We start from the raw sequence: 23,236 nt of genomic DNA, 5'->3' as shown, positions 1-23,236 counted from the left end.
GGCCGTAACGCGGGCCGATGACCGGAAACGCCTCCGTTCCGGGCATCGGCCCGTCACGCTTCCCGATCAGGTAACGTAGAGAAACAGATTGAAACGCCAGCGCAACGACGCTCCGGAAACGATTGGAGTATAATTCGTGCTATGAATTAAAAAATCCTGATTAGGATTTTCAATCGAATAGAAGATCACCATGTTGAAGCAGCGCACTATCAAACAGATCGTCAAAACGGTTGGCATCGGCCTGCATTCGGGGCGCAAGGTCAACCTGACGCTCCGCCCGGCGGCGCCGGACACGGGCATCGTGTTTTGCCGCGTGGATTTGCCCACGCCGGTGGACATTCCCGCGTCGGCGATGGCGATCGGCGATACGCGGCTCGCATCGGTGTTGCAGAAAGACGGCGCGCGCGTGTCGACGATCGAACACCTGATGTCCGCATGCGCGGGCCTCGGGATCGACAATCTCTACGTCGACGTGACGGCTGAAGAAATTCCCATCATGGACGGCAGCGCGGCGTCCTTCGTGTTCCTGATCCAGTCAGCGGGAATCGAAGAGCAGAACGCGGCGAAGAAATTTATCAAGGTCACGAAGCCTGTCGAAATCCGCGAGGGCGACAAGTTTGCACGTCTCGATCCGTACTTCGGCTTCAAGCTGAAATTCACGATCGACTTCCGCCATCCGGCTGTGGACAAAACCGGCCAGGCGCTCGAAGTGGACTTCGCGAACACGTCGTATGTGCGTGAAATCGCCCGTGCCCGTACGTTCGGCTTTGCGCATGAGGTCGAGATGATGCGCGAGTTGGGTCTGGCGCGCGGCGGCAGCATGGACAACGCGATCGTGCTGGACGAGTACCGCATCCTGAACAACGACGGCTTGCGCTACGACGACGAGTTCGTGAAGCACAAGATGCTGGACGCGATCGGCGACCTGTACGTGGTCGGCCACCCGCTGCTGGCCGCGTATGACGCGTACAAGTCGGGCCACGGCCTGAACAATGCGCTGCTGCGCGAACTGCTGGCGCACGAAGATTCGTACGAAATCGTCACGTTCGACGATCCGTTGAAGGCGCCGCGCGGTTTTGCCTATGACACGCAGACGGCGTTTGCCTGAAGCGGGCGCTTCGGCGCCATGTCGAGCAGCAACGAAAAAGCGGCCTGAACAGGCCGCTTTTTTATTTCCCAACTCCACGCGACGGGTTCACTTCCGGTGGCGAGCCGCCATGCGCGCCAATGCGGCTTGCAGCGGCGAAGGCTCCAGCGTTTCGCTGAGTGCATGCAGCGCGTCGGCGCCGACGCGCGACATCCGCGCCTCTTTTGCACGCGCCGGCTCTTTCGCAGGCTGCGGACGCACGCGAATCCGCAGGGAATTGACAGGCCAGCCGCGCTGCTGCAGATCCGACAACAGACGCGGCTCCAGATGCCGCAACCGCGCGGCAAGCGCATTGTGCGCGGCGAAAAGCGCGAGCACGCCGTCCTTGATGAAGCCAGGCTCGACGCTCGTCGCCAGATAATCGGGCAGCAGCTCGGCGAGGTCGCGCTCCAGCGCGGCAACCTGCTCGACGCCGGCGCGCAAGGCGGCGAACGCGTCGGTGCGATTCAGCACTTCAGCGACGGCCTGTGGGCGGCGCACGTTGAACGACCGGGTGCCCGGCTTCAGCGATTGCCTTGAAAACGGTGAAAAACGGCTCATCTGGGACTTTGTTGGCAGCACGCGCCCCGCGTGCCTCATGCCGCGATTGTACCGTGCGGCCCGGGCGCTCAACGCCGTTTTGCGGTGTGCCGGATGGCGGTATCGGCAGCGCTTCGGCGCTGGCCGGATGGCCAGGCGTCTTGCCGCTGACACAGGCGTACGCGGGGGCGCGTGCTAAAATCCGTGATTCGAATTTCTCTTGGACCTAAGCCGCCGAGGCTTCTTCGGCCAAGGGTTGCAACAAGGTAAAGAGGTGTAAAAACCAGCCTTGCAACCCGACCGAAACCGCGACGCAACCACGATCCGATGACCACCGGTTTTCTACAAAAGATTTTTGGCAGCCGCAACCAGCGGCTCGTCAAGCAATATCAAAAGACCGTCGCGGCGATCAATGCGCTCGAACCGCAGATCGAGCAATTGACGGATGATCAACTGCGCGCGAAAACCACGGAATTCCGGCAACGCGTGAGCAGCGGCGAGTCGCTCGACAAGCTGCTGCCCGAGGCGTTCGCGGTCTGCCGCGAGGCGAGCAAGCGCGTGCTGAAGATGCGGCACTTCGACGTGCAGCTGATCGGCGGCATGGTTCTGCACTACGGCAAGATCGCGGAAATGCGCACGGGCGAGGGCAAGACGCTCGTCGCGACGCTCCCGGTGTATCTGAACGCAATGTCGGGCCGGGGCGTGCACGTCGTGACGGTGAACGACTACCTCGCGCAGCGCGACGCCGAATGGATGGCGCGTCTGTACAACTTCCTCGGGCTGTCGGTGGGTATCAACCTGTCGCAGATGGATCACGGCCTGAAGCAGGAAGCGTACGCCGCGGACATCACGTACGGCACGAACAACGAGTTCGGTTTCGACTACCTGCGCGACAACATGGTCTACGAGACCGATGCGCGCGTGCAGCGGGCGCTGAACTTCGCGGTCGTCGACGAAGTGGACTCGATCCTGATCGACGAAGCCCGTACGCCGCTCATCATCTCCGGCCAGGCTGAAGACCACACCGAACTCTACGTCCGGATGAACGCGCTGCCGCCGCTGCTCGACCGCCAGATCGGCGAAGAGAAGGCCGACGGCACGGGCGTCGAGAAGCCGGGCGACTACACGCTGGACGAAAAAGCGCGCCAGGTGTTCCTGACGGAATCGGGCCACGAGAAGGCAGAGCGTCTGCTCGCCGAGTGGGGCCTGATCGGCGAGGGCGAAAGCCTGTACGCGCCGCAGAACATCACGCTGATGCACCACGTGTACGCTGCGCTGCGCGCACACACGCTGTTCTACAAAGACCAGCACTACGTCGTGCAGAACGGTGAAGTCGTGATCGTCGACGAATTCACGGGCCGTCTGATGGCGGGCCGCCGCTGGTCAGACGGTCTGCATCAGGCGGTGGAAGCGAAGGAACACGTGAAGATCCAGAGCGAGAACCAGACGCTCGCATCCATCACGTTCCAGAACTACTTCCGCATGTACGCGAAGCTGTCGGGCATGACGGGTACGGCCGACACCGAAGCATACGAATTCAACGAAATTTACGGCCTCGAAACGGTCGTGATTCCGACCAACCGCCCGCCGAAGCGGATCGACAAGCAGGATCAGATCTACAAGACGGCGCTGGAACGCTACAACGCGGTCATTCGCGATATCCGCGAATGCTTCGACCGCGGTCAGCCGGTGCTGGTCGGCACGACGTCGATTGAAAACTCCGAACTGCTGTCGCAACTGCTGAACAAGGCGGGCTTGCCGCACGAGGTGCTGAACGCGAAGCAGCACGCGCGCGAAGCAGCCATCGTCGCGGAAGCGGGCCGTCCGAAGCGCGTTACGATTGCGACCAACATGGCTGGCCGCGGTACCGACATCGTGCTGGGCGGCAATGCCGAAAAACAGGCCGCGTTCATCGAAGCCGACCTGTCGATCCCCGAAGAAGAGAAGGCGCCGCGCATCCAGAAGCTGCACGACGAGTGGCAGACGCTGCACGATCAGGTGAAGGCCGCGGGCGGTCTGCACATCATCGGCACCGAGCGTCACGAATCGCGCCGTATCGACAACCAGCTGCGCGGCCGCGCGGGCCGTCAGGGCGATCCGGGTTCGTCGCGTTTCTATCTGTCGCTGGAAGATCCGCTGCTGCGCATTTTCGCGGGCGACCGCGTGCGCGCGATCATGGACCGCCTGAAGATGCCGGAAGGCGAGGCGATCGAGGCGGGTATCGTCACGCGCTCGATCGAATCGGCGCAGCGCAAGGTCGAAGCGCGCAACTTCGATATCCGCAAGCAGCTGCTCGAATACGACGACGTGTCGAACGATCAGCGCAAGGTCATCTACCAGCAGCGCAACGAACTGCTCGAGGCGCACGACATCACCGAAACCATCGGCGCAATGCGTCATGGCGTGATTACGGACATCGTCCGTCAGTTCGTGCCGGCGGGCAGCATCGAAGAGCAGTGGGACGTGCCCGAGCTCGAAGAAGCGCTGCGTAACGACTGGCAGCTCGATCTCGCCATTCAGGAGATGATCAACGAGTCACAGTCGATCGACCCGGACGAGATTCTCGAAGCCGTGATCGCCGCCGCCGACGAAGCCTACGAGTCGAAGGTCGAGCAGGTCGGCCGCGAATCGTTCAGCGCGTTCGAGCGCTCGGTCATGCTGCAAACGCTCGACCGTAGCTGGCGCGAACACCTCGCCGCGCTCGATCATTTGCGTCAAGGCATCCATCTGCGCGGCTACGCGCAGAAGAACCCGAAGCAGGAATACAAGCGCGAAGCGTTCGAACTGTTCGCCGCGATGCTCGACTCGGTGAAGCTCGAAGTTACGCGTATCGTGATGAACGTGCAGATCCAGTCGCCGGAGCAGCTGGAGCAGGCCGCCGAACAGATGGAAGAGCAAGGCAGTCATCTGGAGAACGTCGAGTTCCGTCACGCCGATTACTCGGAAGGCGGCGCGGCCGTCGCGGCGGCGCCCGTCGCCGCAAATGCAGCGGCCGCGATGATCGGCGACGCCATGGCTCACGGCGGGAGCGCGGCAGCGCCGCTGTCGGGCGACGCCGTACCGAAGGTCGGCCGCAACGATCCATGCCCATGCGGCAGCGGCAAGAAGTACAAGCAGTGCCACGGCAAGATTGCGTGACACACGAAGGCGGCGCGCATCATGCGCGCCGCGTCGTTTGAAGCGTGCATTGCTGGTGATTTCGCGGTGGCGCGGGTCCATCCGGCGCCATCAACCTTGATCCCCGATGCCGGCGTCCGCCGGCATTTCAGTCTCGACAGGTCGCAAACATGGCTGTCAATTTTCCCTCGATCGATCCCGCTCAACTCCATCCCGTAGCCGGCGTCACGCTAGGCTGGGCCGAGGCGAACATCCGCAAGCCGAACCGCAAGGATGTGCTCGTCATTTCCGTCGACGAAGGCGCGACGGTGGCGGGCGTGTTCACGTCGAACCGCTTCTGCGCGGCGCCCGTGACGGTGTGCCGCGAGCACCTCGAGCGCGTGCGTACGGGCGGCAAGGGCATCCGCGCGCTGGTCGTGAACACGGGTAACGCGAATGCCGGCACGGGCGAGCCGGGCATGAAGCACGCTCGCGAAACCTGCGACGAACTCGCACGACTGGCAGGCATTGCACCGGAACAGGTGCTGCCGTTCTCGACGGGCGTGATTCTGGAGCCACTGCCCATCGACCGTCTGAAGGCCGGCTTGCCGGCCGCGCTGGCGAACCGGCAGGCTGCGCACTGGTACGATGCCGCGCAGGCCATCATGACCACCGACACGCTGCCGAAGGCTGTGTCGCGTCAGGTCCAGATCGACGGCAGTACGGTCACCATGACGGGTATCAGCAAGGGCGCGGGCATGATCAAGCCGAACATGGCGACGATGCTCGGCTTCCTCGCGTTCGACGCGAACGTAGCGCAGCCGGTGCTCGACGAACTGGTGAAGCATGTCGCCGATCGCTCGTTCAACTGCATCACGATCGACGGCGACACGTCGACGAACGACTCGTTCATCCTGATCGCATCGGGCAAGTCGAGCCTGCCCGCGATCACGTCGACGGATTCGCCCGCCTACGCCGCGCTGCGCGACGCCGTGACGGAAACGGCGCAGGCGCTTGCGCAACTGATCGTCCGCGACGGCGAGGGCGCGACCAAATTCATGACAGTGCAGGTGGAAGGCGGATCGAGCGTCGCCGAATGCCGCCAGATCGCGTATGCGATCGGCCATTCGCCGCTCGTGAAAACGGCGTTCTATGCATCGGACCCGAACCTCGGCCGCATTCTGGCTGCGATCGGCTATGCGGGCGTGACCGACCTGGACGTCGGCAAGATCGATCTGTATCTGGACGACGTGCTCGTCGCGAAGGCGGGTGGCCGTAATCCCGAGTACAAGGAAGAAGACGGGCAGCGCGTGATGAAGAAGGCGGAAATCCTGATTCGCGTGGTACTCGGTCGTGGCAACGCGCAGGCGACGATCTGGACGTGCGATCTGTCGCACGACTACGTGAGCATCAACGCCGACTACCGTTCCTGATCCGCCTCCGATTCGTTCTTATCACCACATGGATAAACTCGAACAATTCCTGACCCGCGCCGAAGCCGTACTGGTTCGGCTCGAAGCGATGCTTCCGCCCGCCGCGCCGCAGATCGACTGGTCGGCGGCTGTCGCGTTCCGCTGGCGCAAGCGCCAGGGGCGCGGCTATCTGCAGCCGGTGCCCGCCATCTCATTGATCTCGCTCGACGATCTGCAAAACATCGATCGCCAGAAAAACCTGATCGAGCAGAACACGAAGCAGTTCGTGAAGAAGCAGCCTGCCAACAACGTGCTGCTGACGGGCGCACGCGGTACGGGCAAGTCGTCGCTGATCAAAGCCTGTCTGAATGCGTACTCGAAGGACGGTCTGCGGCTGATCGAAGTCGACAAGGACGATCTGCACGATCTAGGCGATATCGTCGATCTGATCTCGGCGCGTCCCGAGCGCTTCGTCGTGTTCTGCGACGACCTGTCGTTCGAAGAAGGCGAGTCGGGCTACAAGGCGCTGAAGGTGGCGCTCGACGGATCGGTGGCTGCGCAATCGGACAACGTGCTGATCTACGCGACGTCGAATCGCCGGCATCTGCTGCCGGAATACATGAGCGACAACGAGACGTATAAGCACACGTCCGACGGCGAGATCCATCCGGGCGAAGTGGTCGAAGAGAAGATTTCGCTGTCCGAGCGCTTCGGTCTGTGGGTCAGCTTCTATCCGTTCAAGCAGGACGACTATCTGTCGATCGTGGCGCATTGGCTGCATCACTTCGGTTGCAACGACGCCGATGTCGAAGCGGCGCGCGGCGACGCGCTGATCTGGGCGCTGGAGCGCGGTTCGCGCTCGGGACGCGTCGCGTGGCAGTTCGCGCGCGACTGGTCGGGCAAGCGGGCGCAAGCATGAGCGACGCAGCGCAAAACGGCGGACCAAAGTCTGGCGAGGTCAACGAAGCAGGGCGGCCGGTGACGGAAGTGGCCGTCGGCGTGCTCGTTCAACCCGACGGCCGCTATCTGCTTGCGCAACGGCCCGCCGGAAAGCCCTATGAAGGCTACTGGGAGTTTCCGGGCGGCAAGCTGGAACCGGGCGAATCGGTCGAAGCGGCGCTCGCGCGCGAGCTGCACGAAGAACTCGGCATCGACGTGCAGGCGAGCCATCGCTGGCACGTGCTCGAGCACGACTATCCGCACGCGTACGTGCGGCTCTATTTCTGCAAAGTGACTGCCTGGGACGGCGAGCCGCATGGCCGCGAAGGTCAGGCGTTTGCGTGGCAGACGTTGCCCGCTCAGGTGTCGCCGTTGTTGCCCGCGACTATCCCAGTGCTGGAGTGGCTGGCTGCGGAATGAAATAAAGGCGGAATCGCTACGCGCGATTTCCGCCTTTTTTACTGCGTGCGGCCTGGCGTTCGCTATTCAGTGCGAGCGGTGTTCGCCAGGTGTGTCGTCGCTTGGCGGTTCCTCATCGGTGCCGCCGATCTTGTACTTTTCGGCAGCCCACGCGCCAAGATCGATCTGCTTGCAGCGCTCGGAACAGAACGGACGGAAGCGGTTTTCGGGAGTCCAGCGGACATCCTTTCCGCAGCTCGGGCATTTGACTACAGTGACCATTCGATCAGACGTTCAATTGCAAACAATAAGACCACGTATATGAGGTTGTTTGCGTCAGGTTAAAGACTGCACAGCGTCAACTGGAACGGCACGTCGACATCGACTGCGCGCGGACGCAGATCGCCGTCCTGCACCGTGAAGCGCACCCACAGCATGTACTTGTTGGCGCTTGCTTCCGGAATCACGCGCAATTCAGGTGCCACGCGCACCTGCATCAGCTGATACGTGCGCCCCGACAGCATCTGTTGATAGCTCCCCTGCATCGCCATCACCTTCGACGCCTGCCCCGATTCGCGCGCGAGTCGCAGCACGATCGCGGCCGCATCGCGCAGCGGCAGAAGCGGCATGATCCACTTGGCGATGTCCTGGCGACGTTGATCGGGATGCGTCTGCTGCCACGCGTAGTACGACGGAAGATCGAATTTGCAGGTGCCGCCAGGAATGATGGCGCGGCTGCGGATGCTGGCGAGCCACTCGTTGTCCGCAAGATGCTGGCCAGTCTTGCCCTGCATTTGCGTCAACCCGGCGAGCGTCTGCTCGATTTCGCCGAGAACTGCCTCGAGCGCATTTTGCTCGATGCCCGGATTGCCGCGAAACGGAGCGAGCGTTTGACGCTGCCGCTCCAGTTCCTTCATCAGATCGGACTTGAGATCCGCGCGGCCCGCGACTTCGGCGATTTCGAACAGCGTAGTCAGCGCGACGTGATGTTCCCTGGCGTCTTCCTGAGTCAGAAAGAACGTGAAGCGCTCGAACAGATCTTCGAGGCGCAGCAGCGTCCGGATTCGCTCATTGAAGGGATACTCGTAAAGAATCAAGCGGGCTCGCCTCGGGCGTGGTCGGTGACGGAATTGCAGGACATTCTAATGCTGTGAGACTACCCCCGCAATCACACACTTTTTCAGCTAGCTTCCGACAATTTTTGCGCACGTTTGCGCCCATTCGTTGCGCCGGGACGCTGTTCCCGACAACATGCGCCGACATTACAGACCTTGAACAGAATCGCTCACGGCTTACGCGCCAGCGAGCGAAACATACGTGCGATGAAGCTGATCGACATCAACGTCGAGTTGTTCGAGCGAACGGGCGTCGTTAACGATGACGTCGTCGGCGGCAGCGAGGCGGGCTTCGCGCGTAGCCTGCCGCGCGATGATCGCGAGCACCTGTTCGCGCGTGAACGCATTACGCCGCATCACACGTTCAATTTGTGTCTCGACGCTGCAATCAACGGTGAGCACGCGGTTCACACGCGTTTTCCAGCTACCGGATTCGACGAGCAGCGGCACCACGACGATCACATAAGGGCCGGCCGCCTGTTGACGCTGACGCTCGGTCTCCGCACGGATCAATGGATGCGTGATCGCTTCGAGCCGCTTGCGCGCGTTCTCGTCGCTGAAGACGAGAGCGCGCATGCGGCCGCGATCGAGCGAGCCGTCTTCGGCGACGAACGATGCGCCGAACTCCGCAGCGATAGCGGGCATCGCGAGACCATTCGGCGCGGTGACGCGATGCGCGATCACGTCGGTATCGACGAGCGTCACGCCGCGCTTCGCGAAAAGGTCGGCGACCGTGGACTTGCCGCTGCCGATGCCGCCCGTCAATCCCACAGCAAACATTCGTCAGCCTCCCAAAGCCAGGTAAAGCGGCGTGCCGAGAAAGAGTGTCACGGCGCCGCCTGCCGCGAGAAACGGACCGAACGGCAGCGGCTCTTCGAACCGCATGCGGCCGATCCACGTTGCAAACAGGCCCACGACAGCTCCCGTCACCGCGGCGATCAGAATGATCTGCGGCAGTGCGGCCCAGCCGAGCCACGCTCCGAGTGCGGCGAGCAGCTTGAAATCGCCATAACCCATGCCTTCGACGCCGCGCACGATCTTGAACAGCCAATGCACGCACCACAGCGCGAGGTAACCGGCGATCGCGCCGATCACCGCATCGTGCAGGCTCGCGAACACCGCGTTGAAATTGACGATGAGACCCGCCCACAGCAATGGCAAGGTCATCGAATCCGGCAACAGGTGCGTATCGATATCGATCGCGCTCATCGCGAGCAGCGTCGCACACAGGCCGAATGCAGCGAGCGCTGTGCCCGTCGCACCGAACGCGACGAGCGCGCCCAGCGCCAGCGCAGCGCTCGACAGTTCGAGCAGCGGGTAGCGGAAGCTCACGCGCCTCTTGCATTGCGAGCAACGGCCGCGCAACAGCAGATAGCTGAACACGGGAACGTTCTCCCATGCGCGCAGCACGTGACCGCAATGAGGACATGCGCTGCGCGGCAACCACAGGTTGTAGCGTTCGGGCAGGCCGTCTTCGTCGAATGCGTGGTCCGTCGCTTCGCTGACCTCGGTGCGCCACGCGCGTTCGAGCATGATCGGCAGTCGATGCACGACGACGTTCAGAAAGCTGCCGATCACGAGACCGAAGACGATCACGAACGCGATCTGCGCGCCGGCCGGCAACATGCCGAAGGCCGCGCCGAGGCTGTCCGCGAAACGGGCGAGCGGGCCGCTGAGGGAGGGTTCTGATACGGACGTGAGCGGGATCGGCATGATCGATTGTCTGGATTCGGCTGCGATGCTACTACACCACGTTGCCGAGTTGGATGATGGGAAGGTACATCGCAACGACAAGACCGCCGACCAGCCCGCCCAGTACGACGATCACGAGCGGCTCGCACAGACTGGCAAGGCCCGCGATTTTTTCGTCTACCTGACGATCGCTCAGCGACGCCACATCGAGCAGCATCGTATCAAGCGTGCCTGATTCTTCAGCGACGGCAACCGGTTGCACGATCTCCTCGGGGAAGCATTGCGCGTCCCGCATCGCTGGCGCGAGCCGCACGCCGCGCCGAAGCTCTGCCGAGATCGCGACCGTGGCGCGATCGAACCACGCGTTCCCCGTAGCGTGCGTGAGCGAATCGAATGCGTCGGCGAGCGGTGTGCCTGCCGACAGCAACGTGCCGAGCGCGCGACTCCAGCGTGCGGCGCATAGCGTAGCAAGCAGCGGACCGGCGAACGGCAGCCGCAGCATCGTGCGCGCGAAGTGCAAACGCGCCGCTTCCGAGCGCCGTAACGCGTAACGCATCGCGAACACGAGCACACCTGCGATGGATGCGAGCGGCACGCTCCAGCGGGCCGCTGCGGCTGACATCGCCAGAACGAACTGCGTCGGCGCGGGCAGCTTCGCGCCGAAGCCGTCGAAAATCTGCTTGAACGTCGGCACGACCCACACGAGCAACGCCGTTGTGATCGCAAGCGCGAGCAGAAGAATCGCGACGGGATAGGTGAGCGCGGCGCGCACTTTGGCACGCTGGGCGGCGGCGCGTTCGCGGTCGTCGGCGAGCCTTGCGAGGACTGTCGGCAGCGCGCCCGATGCTTCGCCCACCTCGACCAGCTGGCAGAAGAGCGCGTTGAACTGCGCAGGATGGCGCGCAAGCGCCGACGAGAAGTTCACGCCTGCCGTGATGTCGCGGGCGAGCGCATTTACGATGCGGGGCATGCCTTTGGTTCGCGCGTTGTCCTTCGACGCCTGCGCCAGTAGTTCGAGCGAGGACGCAAGCGGCAACCCTGCTCGCAGCAAACCGGATAACTGACGGGTGAACAGCGTGACGTCGGCGGTGCGCGCGGTGGGTAGAGGCGCTGCGCCGCGCGCGATCCATTCGACGGCATAGAGCGCGTCCTGTTTCAGCATTGCGCGCGCCGCAGAGAGATCCGGCGCGATCACGGTTCCGCGACGGCGTACACCATGCGTGTCGAATGCGTGCCACTCGAAGCGCTGTTCCCTGATCGACGTGTCGTTCATGCAACCTCCGTTGCGCTCGATGCTTCGGCGAGACTCGTCGTGCCGTCGAATGCACGGGCGAGCGCGGCTTCGCGCAATGTCTGCACGCGTTCGACCTGCGCCCGTCGCGCGATCTCATGCGTGCCGGCGCGCGCGACGATGAGTTCGCGCATCGCGTCAGAGATCGGCATGACCTGGTGGACGCCGACGCGTCCGCGAAAGCCGATGCCATGACACGCTTCGCATCCGCGCGGAGCGTAGGGATGCCACTGCGCGAGCTGATCGTCGGACACGCCGGCCGAGCGCAGCGACGCATGCGTTTCTGCCGCATGTTGTTTGCACGCGGGGCACAGACGTCGCACGAGCCGCTGCGCCGTGACGAGACGCAGCGCCGCCGCGAGGTTATAGGGCTCGACGCCGATGTCGATCAGACGCGCGATGGCGGCGGGCGCGTCGTTCGTGTGCAGCGTCGACAGCACCAGGTGCCCGGTTTGCGCCGCTTTGACGGCGACGTCAGCCGTTTCTTCGTCGCGGATTTCACCGACCATGATGACGTCGGGATCCTGGCGCAGGAACGCGCGCAGCGCGACGGCGAACGTCAGTCCGGCCTTTTCGCGCACGCTGACCTGATTGATGCCAGCGAGCTGGATCTCGGCAGGATCCTCGACCGAGCAGAGGTTGCGTGAACCGCAGTTCAGCAGTTGCAGGAAGCAGTACAGCGACATCGTTTTGCCGCTGCCCGTCGGACCCGTGACGAGCACGAGCCCGTGCGGCGAGCGGATGGACCGGTCCACGACGTCGCGCTGTCCGGGCGAGAGTCCGAGCGAATCGAGCGAGAGATCGGCGGGCAGCGCTTCGAGCCGCCGCAGTACGAGCTTCTCGCCGAACAGCGTGGGTAGCGAGTTCACGCGATAGTCCTCGACGCGCCCCGCCGTCACGGGCAGACGCAAGCGGCCGTCCTGCGGCACCCGCCGTTCGGCGATATCCATGCGCGCCAGCACTTTCACGCGCGTGATGAATGCGTCGCGCAGATGGACGGGCGGGCGTACCAGTTCGTGCAGCACGCCATCGACGCGCAGACGCATCCGCCAGCCGTGTTCCATCGGCTCGATGTGCAGGTCGGATGCGTTGCGGCGCGCGGCTTCCTGCAGCGTGTCGGCGAGCAGGCGGACGGCAGGCGGGCTATCGGCGTCGGGCGTGATGGGTTGCAGCGGTGGCCTGTTCGCGGCGACACGGGGCGCAGGCGTTACGGTGTGGGAAGTGGTGCGCATCGAAAACCGGCTGAGGGCCGCCTGTAGAACATGACGGCTTCATCATCCGGGAGCGTGCGCGTAGCCGCTATTCGGCCGAATGGCCAGGCGTCGCGTCAGCGGCGCACGAGACGCTTGATCTTCGAACCCGCCGGAGGACCGGGGCGAAAGACCTTGACGGTTCTGATCGCCTGGTCGTCGCTGCGCAAAACTTCCAGCTTGACGTCGGCGATCTTCACGCAGACATCGCCGTCGGGAATTTCTTCGAGAATTTCCAGGATCAAGCCGTTCAACGTCTTCGGGCCATCCGTCGGCAATTTCAGTTGCAGCCAGCGGTTGAGTTCGCGCAGCGGCATGCTGCCCGCGACGATGCATTCGCCGTCTTCGTTCCAGCCGCCACGCGAGCTTGCGCTGCGCGGCACCGATGTCGTGAACTCGCCGATCAGTTCCTCGATGATGTCCTCGGGCGTCACGAGTCCCTGCAGTTCGCCGTATTCGTCGACGACGAGCGCGGTGCGATGGCGGCTTTCCTGGAAGAATTGCAACTGCTGGAAAACGGGCGTGCCCGTCGGCACGAAATAGGGTTCGGCGAGCAGTCCGCGCAGCGTCTCGCGCTCCAGTTCCTGGTTGTGCAGCGCGGACAGCGTCTTGCGCACGTGGAGCACGCCGAGCACACGGTCGAAATCGCCCTGATAGACGACCAGCTTGTTGTGATAGCAGGTTTCGAGCTGATGCAGGATCTGTTCGAACGGCGCGTCGAAGTCGAGTGCTTCGATACGGCGGCGCGGGATCATCACATCGTCGACGGTGATGTTTTCGAGGTCGAACAGGTTCAGCAGAATGCTGCGGTGCTTGGTCGGCATGAAACTGCCGGACTCGAGCACGATGGTGCGCAGCTCTTCCGTCGACAGCCGCTGGTCGTGCGCGCTCTTCGTGTTGATATGCAGCACGCGCAAGATGGCGTTCGCGATCAGATTGACGAACCAGATCAGCGGCTTCGACACGCGCATCAGCGGCGCGATCAGCAGACTGGCGGGCAGCGCGATCTTTTCCGGAAACGTCGCGCCGACGATCTTCGGCGTGATTTCGGCGAACACGATGATCAGGAACGCGACGATACCCGTGGCAACCGACAGCACGACGCTATTGCTGCCGAAGGTGTGCAGCGCGATCGACGTCGTGAGAACAGGGATGATCGTGTTGAACAGGTTGTTGCCGATCAGGACGGCGCTCAGCAGCTCATCGGTGCGCGCGAGCAGGCCTTGAGTCGTTTTCGCGCCGAGCGCGCCCTTGGTCGCGAGATGTTTCAGGCGATGGCGGTTGATCGCCATCATCGCTGTCTCGGTAATGGAGAAGAAGCTGGAGCAGATGAGAAGCAGGACGACGGCGCCTATTTGCGCCCATAAGGGAAGTTGTTCCACGCGACGTGAATAAGAGAAGGGGAGGGATGGGGAGAATATAGCAGAGGGTCTGGGAGCCCTCAGTGGGCGGACGGCGGGCTTGGTCCTATCGCGGCCAGCCGTGATTGCGACCGGATGGCGTCACCGTTTCGCCGCTTACCGAACGACAGGCGAAAAAAAACCGCGCAATGCGCGGTTTTTTTAAGAATCTGGTCGGGGTGAGAGGATTCGAACCTCCGGCCTCTACGTCCCGAACGTAGCGCTCTACCAGGCTAAGCTACACCCCGATTTGGTACTGCGGTCACTCGATTCAGACTAATTCGGCGTTTCAGTCTCGTTTAAGACTGCCTCGTCGTCGAGTAAGAACATAATTCTAGCAGGCTTTCTTTGTAAATGGAACTGGGAAACGAAGAAATTGCTGCTGCGGCTGCCTGTGCTTCATGTTTCGCGCATTCGAGCGTGTGATCGAGCGCGCCCGAACGCGTGATCGCGTCGAAAATTTCGTCGAAACGGTCGGTGCCGCCTTGCTCGATAGCTTCGCGCGCGAGTGCCGACTGCTCCGGCGTGCCGCGTTCGATCAGATAGATGAGCGGCAACGTGGGCTTGCCTTCGCGCAGATCGTCGCCGGCGTTCTTGCCCATGGATTCCGGCGTGCCCGTGTAGTCGAGCCAGTCGTCCATGATCTGGAAGGCTGTGCCGATGCGGCGGCCGAATTCTGCCGCGGCCGCTTCCGTGGTCGCGTCGGCGCCCGACAGCACGGCGCCCAGCTGGGCGGCCGCCTCGAAGAGCTTGGCCGTCTTGTAGCGGATCACCTGCATGTAACGCGCTTCGTCGACATCGGCGTCATGCATGTTCAGCAGTTGCAGCACCTCGCCTTCGGAAATGATGTTGGTCGCTTCCGAAAGGATTTCCATCACGCGCATCTTGCCCACGCCGACCATCATCTGGAACGATCGCGAATACAGGAAGTCGCCGACCAGCACACTGGCCGCGTTGCCGAACAGCGCGTTGGCGGTCTGACGGCCGCGGCGCAGGTCCGACTCGTCGACGACGTCGTCGTGCAGCAGCGTGGCCGTATGGATGAACTCGACGACGGCCGCCAGTTCGTGCCGGTACCCCGTCCTGTCGCCGAGCGCACCCGCCACGAGCAGGAGCAGCGCGGGCCGCAGACGCTTGCCCCCGGCACTGATGATGTACTCGGAGATCTGGTTGATCAGCATCACTTCCGACGCCAGGCGGTGCCGGATGACGCGATTCACCTGCTGCATGTCTTCGGCGATCGGAGCGAGCAGATTGGCTGCGTTGGGGGTTGGGGTGGCGGTTGACGACATGGTGGCGAATTCGGGTAGTGCCGCGAATTATAAGGCGAACTGCGGTATTTCCGCGCCGTACACCATTTGATCATGGCCGTTTTGGTCCGTTTCCGCGTTGTTTCGCGGGGTTTGTCGCGCGTGGGACGGGCTTGCACGGCTGTTGTCAACTGATTTTGACCGCGAAGCTAACTCTATGTATAATCGAGGGTTTCCGCGCGTGGTGCGTCGGGAAAATGAATTTAGAGTGAGGTTTTCAATGTACGCGGTCATAAAAACCGGCGGCAAGCAGTACAAAGTTGCTGTCGGCGAAAAACTTAAAGTAGAACAGATACCGGCAGACATTGACGCTGAAATCACGCTCGACCAGGTTCTCGCAGTGGGCGAAGGCGAATCGATTAAGTTCGGTACGCCGCTGGTCAGTGGGGCTTCCGTCAAGGCTACCGTCGTGTCGCAAGGTCGTCACAAGAAAGTGACCATCTTCAAGATGCGTCGCCGGAAGCACTACCAGAAGCATGGCGGCCACCGCCAGAACTACACCGAACTGCGCATCGACGCGATCAACGCGTAAGCGCACCGGTTAAGGAGCTAACAAATGGCACACAAAAAGGCAGGCGGATCGTCCCGGAACGGCCGCGACTCCGAGTCGAAGCGACTTGGCGTGAAAGTGTACGGCGGTCAGGCGATCCTGGCTGGCGGCATCATCGTGCGTCAACGCGGCACGCGTATGCACCCGGGCGATAACGTCGGTATCGGCAAGGATCACACCTTGTTCGCGCTGACGGACGGCCACGTCAAGTTCACGACGAAGGGCGCCGGCAAGAAGCACACGGTCAACGTCGTCCCGGCTGTCTGAGATTAATCAGGCACGGGCTTCAGGACCGGAAAAAAGGCCCCGCGAAGTTTGCGGGGCCTTTTTGTTTGCGGGTCTCATTCGCGGCGATTTATCTGCCGACCCCGCAGCGACGCGGCGTGCCGTTGTCGCGAATCGACAAGAATCAGTTCAATCTGGCCGTTCGGCCAATGGTGCGTGCGCGCTGCGCGCGGCAAAATAGCAATACACACGGGACGGAGTAACGCATGAAGTTCATTGACGAAGCGAGGATCGAAGTCATCGCCGGCGACGGAGGAGATGGCAGCGCGTCGATGCGCCGCGAGAAATTCGTCCCGTTCGGCGGTCCGGACGGCGGCGACGGCGGTCGTGGCGGCAGTGTCTACGCAGTCGCAGACCGCAATATCAATACGCTGATCGATTACCGCTACTCGAAAAAGCATCAGGCTCGCAATGGCGAAAACGGCCGCGGCTCGGACTGCTACGGCAAGGGCGGCGACGACATCACGCTGCGTATGCCCGTCGGCACCATCATCGCGGACATGGATACGGGCGAGCTGATCGCCGACCTCACCGAGCACAATCAAACCGTGCGCATCGCCGAGGGCGGTGCGGGTGGTCTCGGCAACCTGCATTTCAAATCCAGTACGAATCGCGCGCCGCGTCAGAAGACGGACGGCAAGCCGGGCGAGCGCCGCATGGTGCGCCTCGAGTTGAAAGTGCTCGCGGATGTCGGTTTGCTCGGCATGCCGAACGCCGGCAAGTCGACGTTCATTTCGTCGGTGTCGAACGCGAAGCCGAAGATCGCCGATTATCCGTTCACGACGCTCGCGCCGAATCTCGGCGTGGTGCGCGTCGGGCCGAGCCGCAGCTTTGTGATTGCCGACATTCCCGGGTTGATCGAAGGCGCGGCAGAGGGCGCTGGCCTCGGTCATCAGTTCCTGCGCCACCTGCAGCGCACGGGTCTGTTGCTGCATATCGTCGACCTCGCGCCGTTCGACGAAACCGTCGATCCCGTTGCGGAAGCCAAGGCGATCGTCAACGAACTGCGCAAGTACGACGAAGAACTGTTCAGCAAACCGCGCTGGCTCGTGCTGAACAAGCTCGACATGGTGCCCGAAGACGAGCGCGAGGCGCGCGTGGCCGCGTTCCTGAAGAACTTCGAATGGGACGGCCCGGTGTTCGAAATCTCGGCGCTCACGGGTCAGGGCTGCGAGAACCTGTGCTACGCGGTGTACGACCACCTCGCGGAGCACTCGGATGCGCAGCGCGCGGCGGAAGCCGAAGATCTGGCCGCCGACGTGCGTTTTCGCGAGCAACAGCAAGGCGGTGACGCGAACGCGCCCGTCGGGCCGCAGGAGTAAGCAAGAGCCGTAACCTGGATGCCGGCGCACTTCCCAGCATGCGCCGGCCTTACGAATCATCTTGGAGACCGCGCACAATGCGTTCCGTTATCGCAGATTCCAGGCGATTGGTAGTGAAAGTCGGTTCCAGCCTTGTCACCAACGACGGGCGAGGACTCGATCACACGGCAATCGGCCGCTGGGCCGCGCAGATCGCCGCGCTGCGCGAGCAGGGCAAGGAAGTCGTGCTTGTCAGTTCGGGCGCCATTGCCGAAGGCATGCAGCGTCTTGGCTGGACCAGGCGCCCGCGTGAAATCGACGAACTGCAGGCGGCCGCGGCCGTCGGGCAGATGGGGCTCGCGCAGGTCTACGAGAGCCGCTTCGCCGAGTATTCCATCCGTACCGCGCAGATTTTGCTGACGCACGCCGATCTGGCCGATCGCGAACGCTATCTGAACGCGCGTTCCACGCTGCTGACGCTGCTGCGTCTCGGTGTCGTCCCGATCATCAACGAGAACGACACCGTCGTTACCGATGAAATCAAGTTCGGCGACAACGATACGTTAGGTGCGCTGGTCGCGAATCTGATCGAAGGCGATGCGCTGATCATCCTCACCGACCAGCAAGGTCTGTTCACCGCCGATCCGCGCAAGGATCCGGCCGCGACGCTCGTTCAGCAGGCCGATGCAGGCACGCCGGAACTCGAGGCGATGGCGGGCGGGGCAGGTTCGAGCATCGGCCGCGGCGGCATGCTCACGAAAATCCTCGCGGCGAAGCGCGCGGCGCACAGCGGTGCGAACACCGTGATCGCGAGCGGCAGGGAAGCGGATGTGCTGGCGCGGCTTGCATCGGGCGAGGCGATCGGCACGCAACTGATCGCGCGCACCGCACGCATGGCTGCACGCAAGCAGTGGATGGCGGATCACCTGCAGGTGCGCGGGCATGTGGTGATCGACGACGGCGCCGTCGAAAAGCTCACGGAAGGCGGGAAGAGCCTGCTGCCGATTGGTGTGGTCGGCGTGCAGGGCGCGTTTGCGCGCGGCGAGGTCATCGCGTGTCTGAACGCGTCGGGGCGCGAGGTCGCTCGTGGGCTGACGAACTACAGCAGTGCAGAGACGAAGTTGATCCAGCGTCGTCCGAGTGGCGAGATCGAATCCGTATTAGGTTACATGCTCGAGCCCGAGCTGATCCACCGGGACAACCTGGTGCTCGTCTAGCGAAAACTCTCACTCTCAAGAATCAAAAAGCCGTCCCATCTTTCGATAGGACGGCTTTTTTGTTGCATCGGCATCGAGCGGTGCTTCGGTTCAGCCGCCGGATCCGCGAATCAGCGTGCTGCTGGAGCGCTTGTACTTGATGTTGTTCAGGATGACATCCGCCTTGCCGACGGGCAACTTGCTCGTACAGAAGTAATCCTGATAAAGCGTCGCGTGATACGCGTTCAGATCGCCGTTCTCGATGCGCGTCCACTCGTTCTCGACCGTGCGGTCCCAGCCGTCGTGGTCCGCGTTGAGACCCGCGTACAGCTTCCACGAGTAGTCTTCGCAGCGGATACCTTCGTAGTTCACGTTGCGCGCGCCGCTCGGGCTCGTGATCACGACCGTGTAGCGCACCACGCCGTCGCTGTCGACGGTCAGCGATTTGGCATCGACGGAGAACTGAAGCGGCGTATTTTGCGAAACCGTGAACGGCAGCAGATTGGCCGGTTGCGGCATCGCCGGGAGCGCATCGACTTTCTTCTCGGTCCACGTCGACGGCCGGTCGAACAGATACTGAAAGTCGCTCTTGGGTCCGTCAGGTGCGGACGTATTGGTCGAACTCTTGGTGCTCGAACAGCCAGCCAGCAGAACGCCCGCGGCGACACACGCCACGGCGAAAGCAGATACTTTCAATGTGATTTCCTCGAAACGCCGGCGCAGCGTGTCTCACGCCGCACCGGCAGATGCGGCGTGGACAGCCGCTATGCGTCAGTCGCGCAGCCCCGGAGCCTGAACGGCCGGGTCTTCCGTCGACGAACAGTCCGACTCGATTGTCGCACGCAGCGTCGACTCGACTGCAATTGTCGTCGTGACGGTAGTCACCGTCACGGACGACGTCATCGACGCCCCAGGCGGCGCATTCACCGACGACGCCATCCGCGGATAGCGCTGCCCGTGATGATGTCCACCGGGCCGTTCCGTACGCGGCTGAGGCCGCCGCAAGAAGCGGGACAACTCCGTTAACGCCAGCTGATACACATCCCGCTTGAACTCGATCACACAGTCGAGCGGCACCCAGTACTCGTTCCAGCGCCAGGCATCGAACTCAGGGTGATCGGTTGCGCGCAGACATATGTCGCAATCGCGTCCAACCATCCGGAGCAGGAACCAGATCTGCTTCTGGCCGCGGTAATGGCCGCGGACCTCACGCTTGATGAACTTGTCAGGCACCTCATAACGCAACCAGTCGCGCGTGCGACCGATAACCTTGACGTGCTCCGGAAGCAGGCCGGTTTCTTCGTGCAACTCCCGATACATCGCCTGCACAGGGGTCTCACCATACTTGATGCCCCCTTGCGGAAACTGCCAGGAATGTTCACGTAGACGCTTGCCCCAAAACACCTCGTTGTGAGCGTTCAAGAGGATGATGCCGACGTTCGGGCGAAAGCCTTCACGATCCAGCATACAACCACCTTCGAATCCTTTAAAATTGCTTTGATTATAAACAGATAACGGGTCTGACGCACCGCCCCGCACCAGATTGGCGCGATTGTTCGTAACAACCCGCGTCCGTCACCGCGAACGCCACTTTCCGGCGCGTTTGGAGCGTCGTCGGACAAGTGTCCCGCGCATGCGACAATCGCTATTCGATGTGCGCCGGCATCGCCGGGCGCTCAGGTGCGCGAACCCATCGTCTTACCCTTTCGGGCGGCCACTTTGGTCCGCCGCTTTTGGAAAATTCTGAATGAAAGCCTCCCGTTTCTTTATTGGCACCCTGAAGGAAGCGCCCGCCGACGCGGAAATCGTCAGTCATAAGCTCATGGTGCGTGCCGGCATGATCCGGCGCGTGGCTGGCGGCATCTACAACTACCTGCCAATTGGCCTGCGTTCGATCCGCAAGGTGGAAGCGATCGTGCGCGAGGAAATGAACCGGGCAGGCGCGATCGAACTGCTGATGCCGGCAGTGCAGCCGGCGGAGCTGTGGCAGGAATCGGGCCGCTGGGAAAAATACGGTCCCGAACTGCTGCGCTTCAAGGATCGCAAGCAAAGCGACTTCGTGATCGGACCGACGCACGAAGAAGTCGTCACGGACATCGCGCGCGGCCAGATCAAGAGCTACCGCCAGCTGCCCGTGAACTTCTATCAGGTGCAGACCAAGTTCCGCGACGAAATCCGTCCGCGTTTCGGCGTGATGCGCGGCCGCGAGTTCATCATGAAGGACGCGTACTCGTTCGATAAGGACATGGACGGCCTGCGCGAGTCGTATCGCAAGATGTACGACGCGTACGTGCGCATTTTCACGCGCCTCGGCCTCGACTTCCGCGCGGTCGCCGCGGATAACGGCTCGATCGGCGGCAGCGGCTCGCACGAGTTTCACGTGATCGCCGATACGGGCGAGGACGACATCGCGTACTGCCCGACGTCGGAGTTTGCATCGAACGTCGAAGCGGCCGAAGCGCTGCCGCTGATCGCCGAACGCGCCGCGCCGAAGGAAGAACTCAAGAAGACGTCGACGCCGGGCAAGGCGAAGTGCGAAGCGGTCGCTGAGCACCTGAACATCCCGCTCGAAAAGACGATCAAGTCGATCATCCTCGCGACGGAAAACGAAGGCGCCGAGCCGACCATCTGGCTGCTGATGCTGCGCGGCGACCACGATCTAAACGAGATCAAGGTCAACAAGCTGCCGGGTCTCGGCGAATTCCGTTTCGCGACGGAAGAGGAAATCGTCGAGTGGTTCGGCACGCCGCCGGGCTACCTCGGACCGCTGAACACGAAGAAGCCGATCAAGGTGATCGCTGACCGCACGGTCGCGAACATGAGCGACTTCGTGGTCGGCACGAACGAAGTCGACTTCCACACCACCGGCGTCAACTGGGGCCGCGATCTGCCCGAGCCCGTCGTTGCAGACATCCGCAACGTGAAGAAAGGCGATCCGTCGCCGGACGGCAAGGGCGTGATCGACATCTGCCGCGGCATCGAAGTCGGCCACGTGTTCCAGCTCGGCACCAAGTATTCGGAAGCGATGAACGCGACCTTCCTCGACGAGTCGGGCAAGCCGCAACCGATGCAGATGGGCTGCTACGGCATCGGCATCACGCGTATCCTCGGTGCCGCCATCGAGCAGAACTTCGACGAGAAAGGCATCATCTGGCCGGAATCGATCGCGCCGTTCGAAGTCGTGCTGTGTCCGATGGGCTATGACCGCAGCGACGCCGTGCGCGAGCAGGCTGACAAGCTGCACGACGAGCTGACGGCGGCGGGCATCGACGTGATCCTCGACGATCGCGGCGAGCGTCCGGGCGTGATGTTCGCCGATTGGGAACTGATCGGCGTGCCGCATCGTCTCGTGATCGGCGATCGTGGTCTGAAGGACGGCAAGATCGAGTATCAGGGCCGCCGCGATACGGAAGCCACGCTGTTGCCCGTCGAAGGCGCGGCGCAAGCTGTGATCGACAAGATCAACGCAGCGCTCGCGCGCTGATGGGAGCGGACGGTGGAGTACAACTTCCTGTCCGCGACCATCCTGCTGATCCTCATCACTGATCCACTCGGCAACATCCCGCTCTTCATCAACTGCTTGCGGGGTGTTGCACCTCACCGGCGCATTCGCGTGATTCTGCGCGAAGTCGCCATCGCCTTCGTGATCCTGCTGATCTTCATGCTCGTCGGCGACCGCTTTCTGCGGATGATGAGCCTGACCGATCTGTCATTGCGTATCGGCGGCGGGATCGTACTGTTCCTGATCGCGCTGCGGATGATCTTTCCGCATCCCGACGGCCCGTTCGGCGCCGACACGCGCGCTGCGGAACCGTTGATCGTGCCGCTCGCGATTCCCGCGCTCGCCGGTCCGTCCGCGCTGGCCACGGTGATGCTGCTGACGTCGCAGGCGCCGAACAAGATGCTCGAATGGGTCGCGGCGCTGACGGTGACGATGATCGTGTGCGCGCTCGTGCTGGTGATGGCGGAGCGTATCCAGCAGTGGCTCGGCGAGCGCACGGTGATGGCCTTCGAGCGACTGATGGGTCTCGTGCTCGTCGCGATTTCGGTGGAGATGATGCTCGGCGGGATTCGCACTTTCGTGCATCAGCTTGAAAAGTGATGCCTTGCTATCCGGCCAATAAAAAAGCGACCCGCAGGTCTAATGCCGTTCAGTTAAGCGACTGAACGGCATTTTGTTTTTGGCGCAAACCGGTTGTAAACGGGGCGCGGCGATGTTAACTTTCATCGCCATGCTGGTCGATGATCTGCGCCTGCTTGTTGAATCACAGCCGCCGCTCGAATGGGACCGGCTGGGCCAGCATCTGCCGTACGAATGGATCGAGTATGCAGTG

General features: G+C 62.5%; 22 protein-coding genes and 1 tRNA gene. 11 read left to right on the top strand and 12 right to left on the bottom strand.

The features are described from left to right. Nucleotides 1–190 precede the first annotated feature (190 nt). Entirely contained in the window at nt 191–1,108 is a 918-nt protein-coding gene (gene lpxC, locus G3N95_RS37600) for a UDP-3-O-acyl-N-acetylglucosamine deacetylase (RefSeq protein WP_205975148.1), read from the top strand. An 87-nt stretch (nt 1,109–1,195) separates the two neighbouring features. Here lpxC and G3N95_RS37595 read toward each other — a convergent pair whose 3' ends face one another. Continuing rightward, on the bottom strand, nt 1,196–1,687 hold the full coding sequence (locus G3N95_RS37595) for a DciA family protein (protein ID WP_205975147.1): 492 nt from the start codon (nt 1,685–1,687) through the stop codon (nt 1,196–1,198). Nucleotides 1,688–1,993: 306 nt separating this feature from the next. Here G3N95_RS37595 and secA point away from each other — a divergent pair, with 306 nt between their 5' ends. The 4 genes from secA (at nt 1,994) to G3N95_RS37575 (ending at nt 7,533) form a co-directional block, all read left to right on the top strand. Further along, complete coding sequence (gene secA / locus G3N95_RS37590) at nt 1,994–4,804, top strand: preprotein translocase subunit SecA (protein ID WP_205975146.1); 2,811 nt, start codon at nt 1,994–1,996, stop codon at nt 4,802–4,804. A gap of 149 nt (nt 4,805–4,953) precedes the next feature. Then, nucleotides 4,954–6,195, top strand: coding sequence for a bifunctional glutamate N-acetyltransferase/amino-acid acetyltransferase ArgJ (gene argJ / locus G3N95_RS37585; RefSeq protein WP_205975145.1), 1,242 nt, complete (start codon nt 4,954–4,956; stop codon nt 6,193–6,195). A gap of 28 nt (nt 6,196–6,223) precedes the next feature. Then, the gene (locus G3N95_RS37580) at nt 6,224–7,093 is read left to right on the top strand and encodes an ATP-binding protein (protein ID WP_205975144.1); all 870 of its coding nucleotides are present in this window, start codon (nt 6,224–6,226) and stop codon (nt 7,091–7,093) included. After that, nucleotides 7,090–7,533: an NUDIX domain-containing protein gene (locus G3N95_RS37575; RefSeq protein ID WP_205975143.1), complete on the top strand. Its 444-nt coding sequence runs from the start codon at nt 7,090–7,092 to the stop codon at nt 7,531–7,533. The genes G3N95_RS37580 and G3N95_RS37575 overlap by 4 nt, the downstream gene beginning before the upstream one ends. A 66-nt stretch (nt 7,534–7,599) precedes the next feature. Here the strand turns inward: G3N95_RS37575 and G3N95_RS37570 are convergent, their stop codons facing one another. The 9 genes from G3N95_RS37570 to G3N95_RS37530 form a co-directional block, all read right to left on the bottom strand. After that, nucleotides 7,600–7,794, bottom strand: a complete 195-nt coding sequence (locus G3N95_RS37570) for a DNA gyrase inhibitor YacG (protein WP_205975142.1) — start codon at nt 7,792–7,794, stop codon at nt 7,600–7,602. Between the two features lie 59 nt (nt 7,795–7,853). Then, complete coding sequence (gene zapD / locus G3N95_RS37565) at nt 7,854–8,609, bottom strand: cell division protein ZapD (RefSeq protein WP_205975141.1); 756 nt, start codon at nt 8,607–8,609, stop codon at nt 7,854–7,856. Nucleotides 8,610–8,804: 195 nt separating this feature from the next. Then, nucleotides 8,805–9,407: a dephospho-CoA kinase gene (gene coaE / locus G3N95_RS37560; RefSeq protein WP_205975140.1), complete on the bottom strand. Its 603-nt coding sequence runs from the start codon at nt 9,405–9,407 to the stop codon at nt 8,805–8,807. 3 nt (nt 9,408–9,410) lie between these two features. After that, nucleotides 9,411–10,340, bottom strand: coding sequence for an A24 family peptidase (locus G3N95_RS37555; RefSeq protein ID WP_205975139.1), 930 nt, complete (start codon nt 10,338–10,340; stop codon nt 9,411–9,413). A gap of 31 nt (nt 10,341–10,371) precedes the next feature. Then, nucleotides 10,372–11,592: a type II secretion system F family protein gene (locus tag G3N95_RS37550; protein ID WP_205975138.1), complete on the bottom strand. Its 1,221-nt coding sequence runs from the start codon at nt 11,590–11,592 to the stop codon at nt 10,372–10,374. Then, nucleotides 11,589–12,842, bottom strand: a complete 1,254-nt coding sequence (locus G3N95_RS37545) for an ATPase, T2SS/T4P/T4SS family (protein ID WP_205975137.1) — start codon at nt 12,840–12,842, stop codon at nt 11,589–11,591. The genes G3N95_RS37550 and G3N95_RS37545 overlap by 4 nt, the downstream gene beginning before the upstream one ends. Nucleotides 12,843–12,937: 95 nt before the next feature. Further along, entirely contained in the window at nt 12,938–14,242 is a 1,305-nt protein-coding gene (locus G3N95_RS37540; RefSeq protein ID WP_205975136.1) for an HlyC/CorC family transporter, read from the bottom strand. Nucleotides 14,243–14,431: 189 nt separating this feature from the next. After that, a tRNA-Pro gene (locus G3N95_RS37535) sits at nt 14,432–14,508 on the bottom strand. 51 nt (nt 14,509–14,559) lie between these two features. Beyond that, entirely contained in the window at nt 14,560–15,552 is a 993-nt protein-coding gene (locus G3N95_RS37530; protein WP_205975135.1) for a polyprenyl synthetase family protein, read from the bottom strand. 238 nt (nt 15,553–15,790) lie between these two features. Here G3N95_RS37530 and rplU point away from each other — a divergent pair, with 238 nt between their 5' ends. The 4 genes from rplU to proB all read left to right on the top strand — a co-directional run bounded on the left by rplU (nt 15,791) and on the right by proB (nt 18,923). Next, on the top strand, nt 15,791–16,102 hold the full coding sequence (gene rplU, locus G3N95_RS37525) for a 50S ribosomal protein L21 (RefSeq protein ID WP_007747161.1): 312 nt from the start codon (nt 15,791–15,793) through the stop codon (nt 16,100–16,102). A gap of 24 nt (nt 16,103–16,126) precedes the next feature. After that, the gene (gene rpmA / locus G3N95_RS37520; protein ID WP_205975134.1) at nt 16,127–16,387 is read left to right on the top strand and encodes a 50S ribosomal protein L27; all 261 of its coding nucleotides are present in this window, start codon (nt 16,127–16,129) and stop codon (nt 16,385–16,387) included. A gap of 224 nt (nt 16,388–16,611) precedes the next feature. Further along, nucleotides 16,612–17,727, top strand: a complete 1,116-nt coding sequence (gene cgtA / locus G3N95_RS37515) for an Obg family GTPase CgtA (protein WP_205975133.1) — start codon at nt 16,612–16,614, stop codon at nt 17,725–17,727. A 77-nt stretch (nt 17,728–17,804) separates the two neighbouring features. Continuing rightward, entirely contained in the window at nt 17,805–18,923 is a 1,119-nt protein-coding gene (proB, locus tag G3N95_RS37510; RefSeq protein WP_205975132.1) for a glutamate 5-kinase, read from the top strand. A gap of 90 nt (nt 18,924–19,013) precedes the next feature. Here proB and G3N95_RS37505 read toward each other — a convergent pair whose 3' ends face one another. Both G3N95_RS37505 and G3N95_RS37500 read right to left on the bottom strand, forming a co-directional pair. Continuing rightward, nucleotides 19,014–19,598 carry a CNP1-like family protein gene (locus G3N95_RS37505; protein ID WP_205975131.1) on the bottom strand — a complete coding sequence of 195 codons (585 nt, stop codon included), beginning with the start codon at nt 19,596–19,598 and terminating at the stop codon, nt 19,014–19,016. A gap of 75 nt (nt 19,599–19,673) precedes the next feature. Continuing rightward, complete coding sequence (locus G3N95_RS37500) at nt 19,674–20,369, bottom strand: RNA pyrophosphohydrolase (protein ID WP_205975130.1); 696 nt, start codon at nt 20,367–20,369, stop codon at nt 19,674–19,676. Between the two features lie 280 nt (nt 20,370–20,649). On the opposite strand from G3N95_RS37500, the gene G3N95_RS37495 reads away from it, so the two are divergent. Then, nucleotides 20,650–22,386: a proline--tRNA ligase gene (locus tag G3N95_RS37495; RefSeq protein ID WP_205975129.1), complete on the top strand. Its 1,737-nt coding sequence runs from the start codon at nt 20,650–20,652 to the stop codon at nt 22,384–22,386. Nucleotides 22,387–22,398: 12 nt separating this feature from the next. Next, nucleotides 22,399–23,004 (top strand): MarC family protein, encoded by a 606-nt coding sequence (locus tag G3N95_RS37490; protein ID WP_012402019.1) that lies wholly within the window; start codon nt 22,399–22,401, stop codon nt 23,002–23,004. Nucleotides 23,005–23,236: the final 232 nt, after the last annotated feature.

The sequence above is a fragment of the Paraburkholderia sp. Tr-20389 genome, from assembly GCF_017104565.1.
Taxonomy (GTDB): Bacteria; Pseudomonadota; Gammaproteobacteria; order Burkholderiales; family Burkholderiaceae; genus Paraburkholderia.
This window is presented reverse-complemented; position numbering and strand designations above follow the sequence as displayed.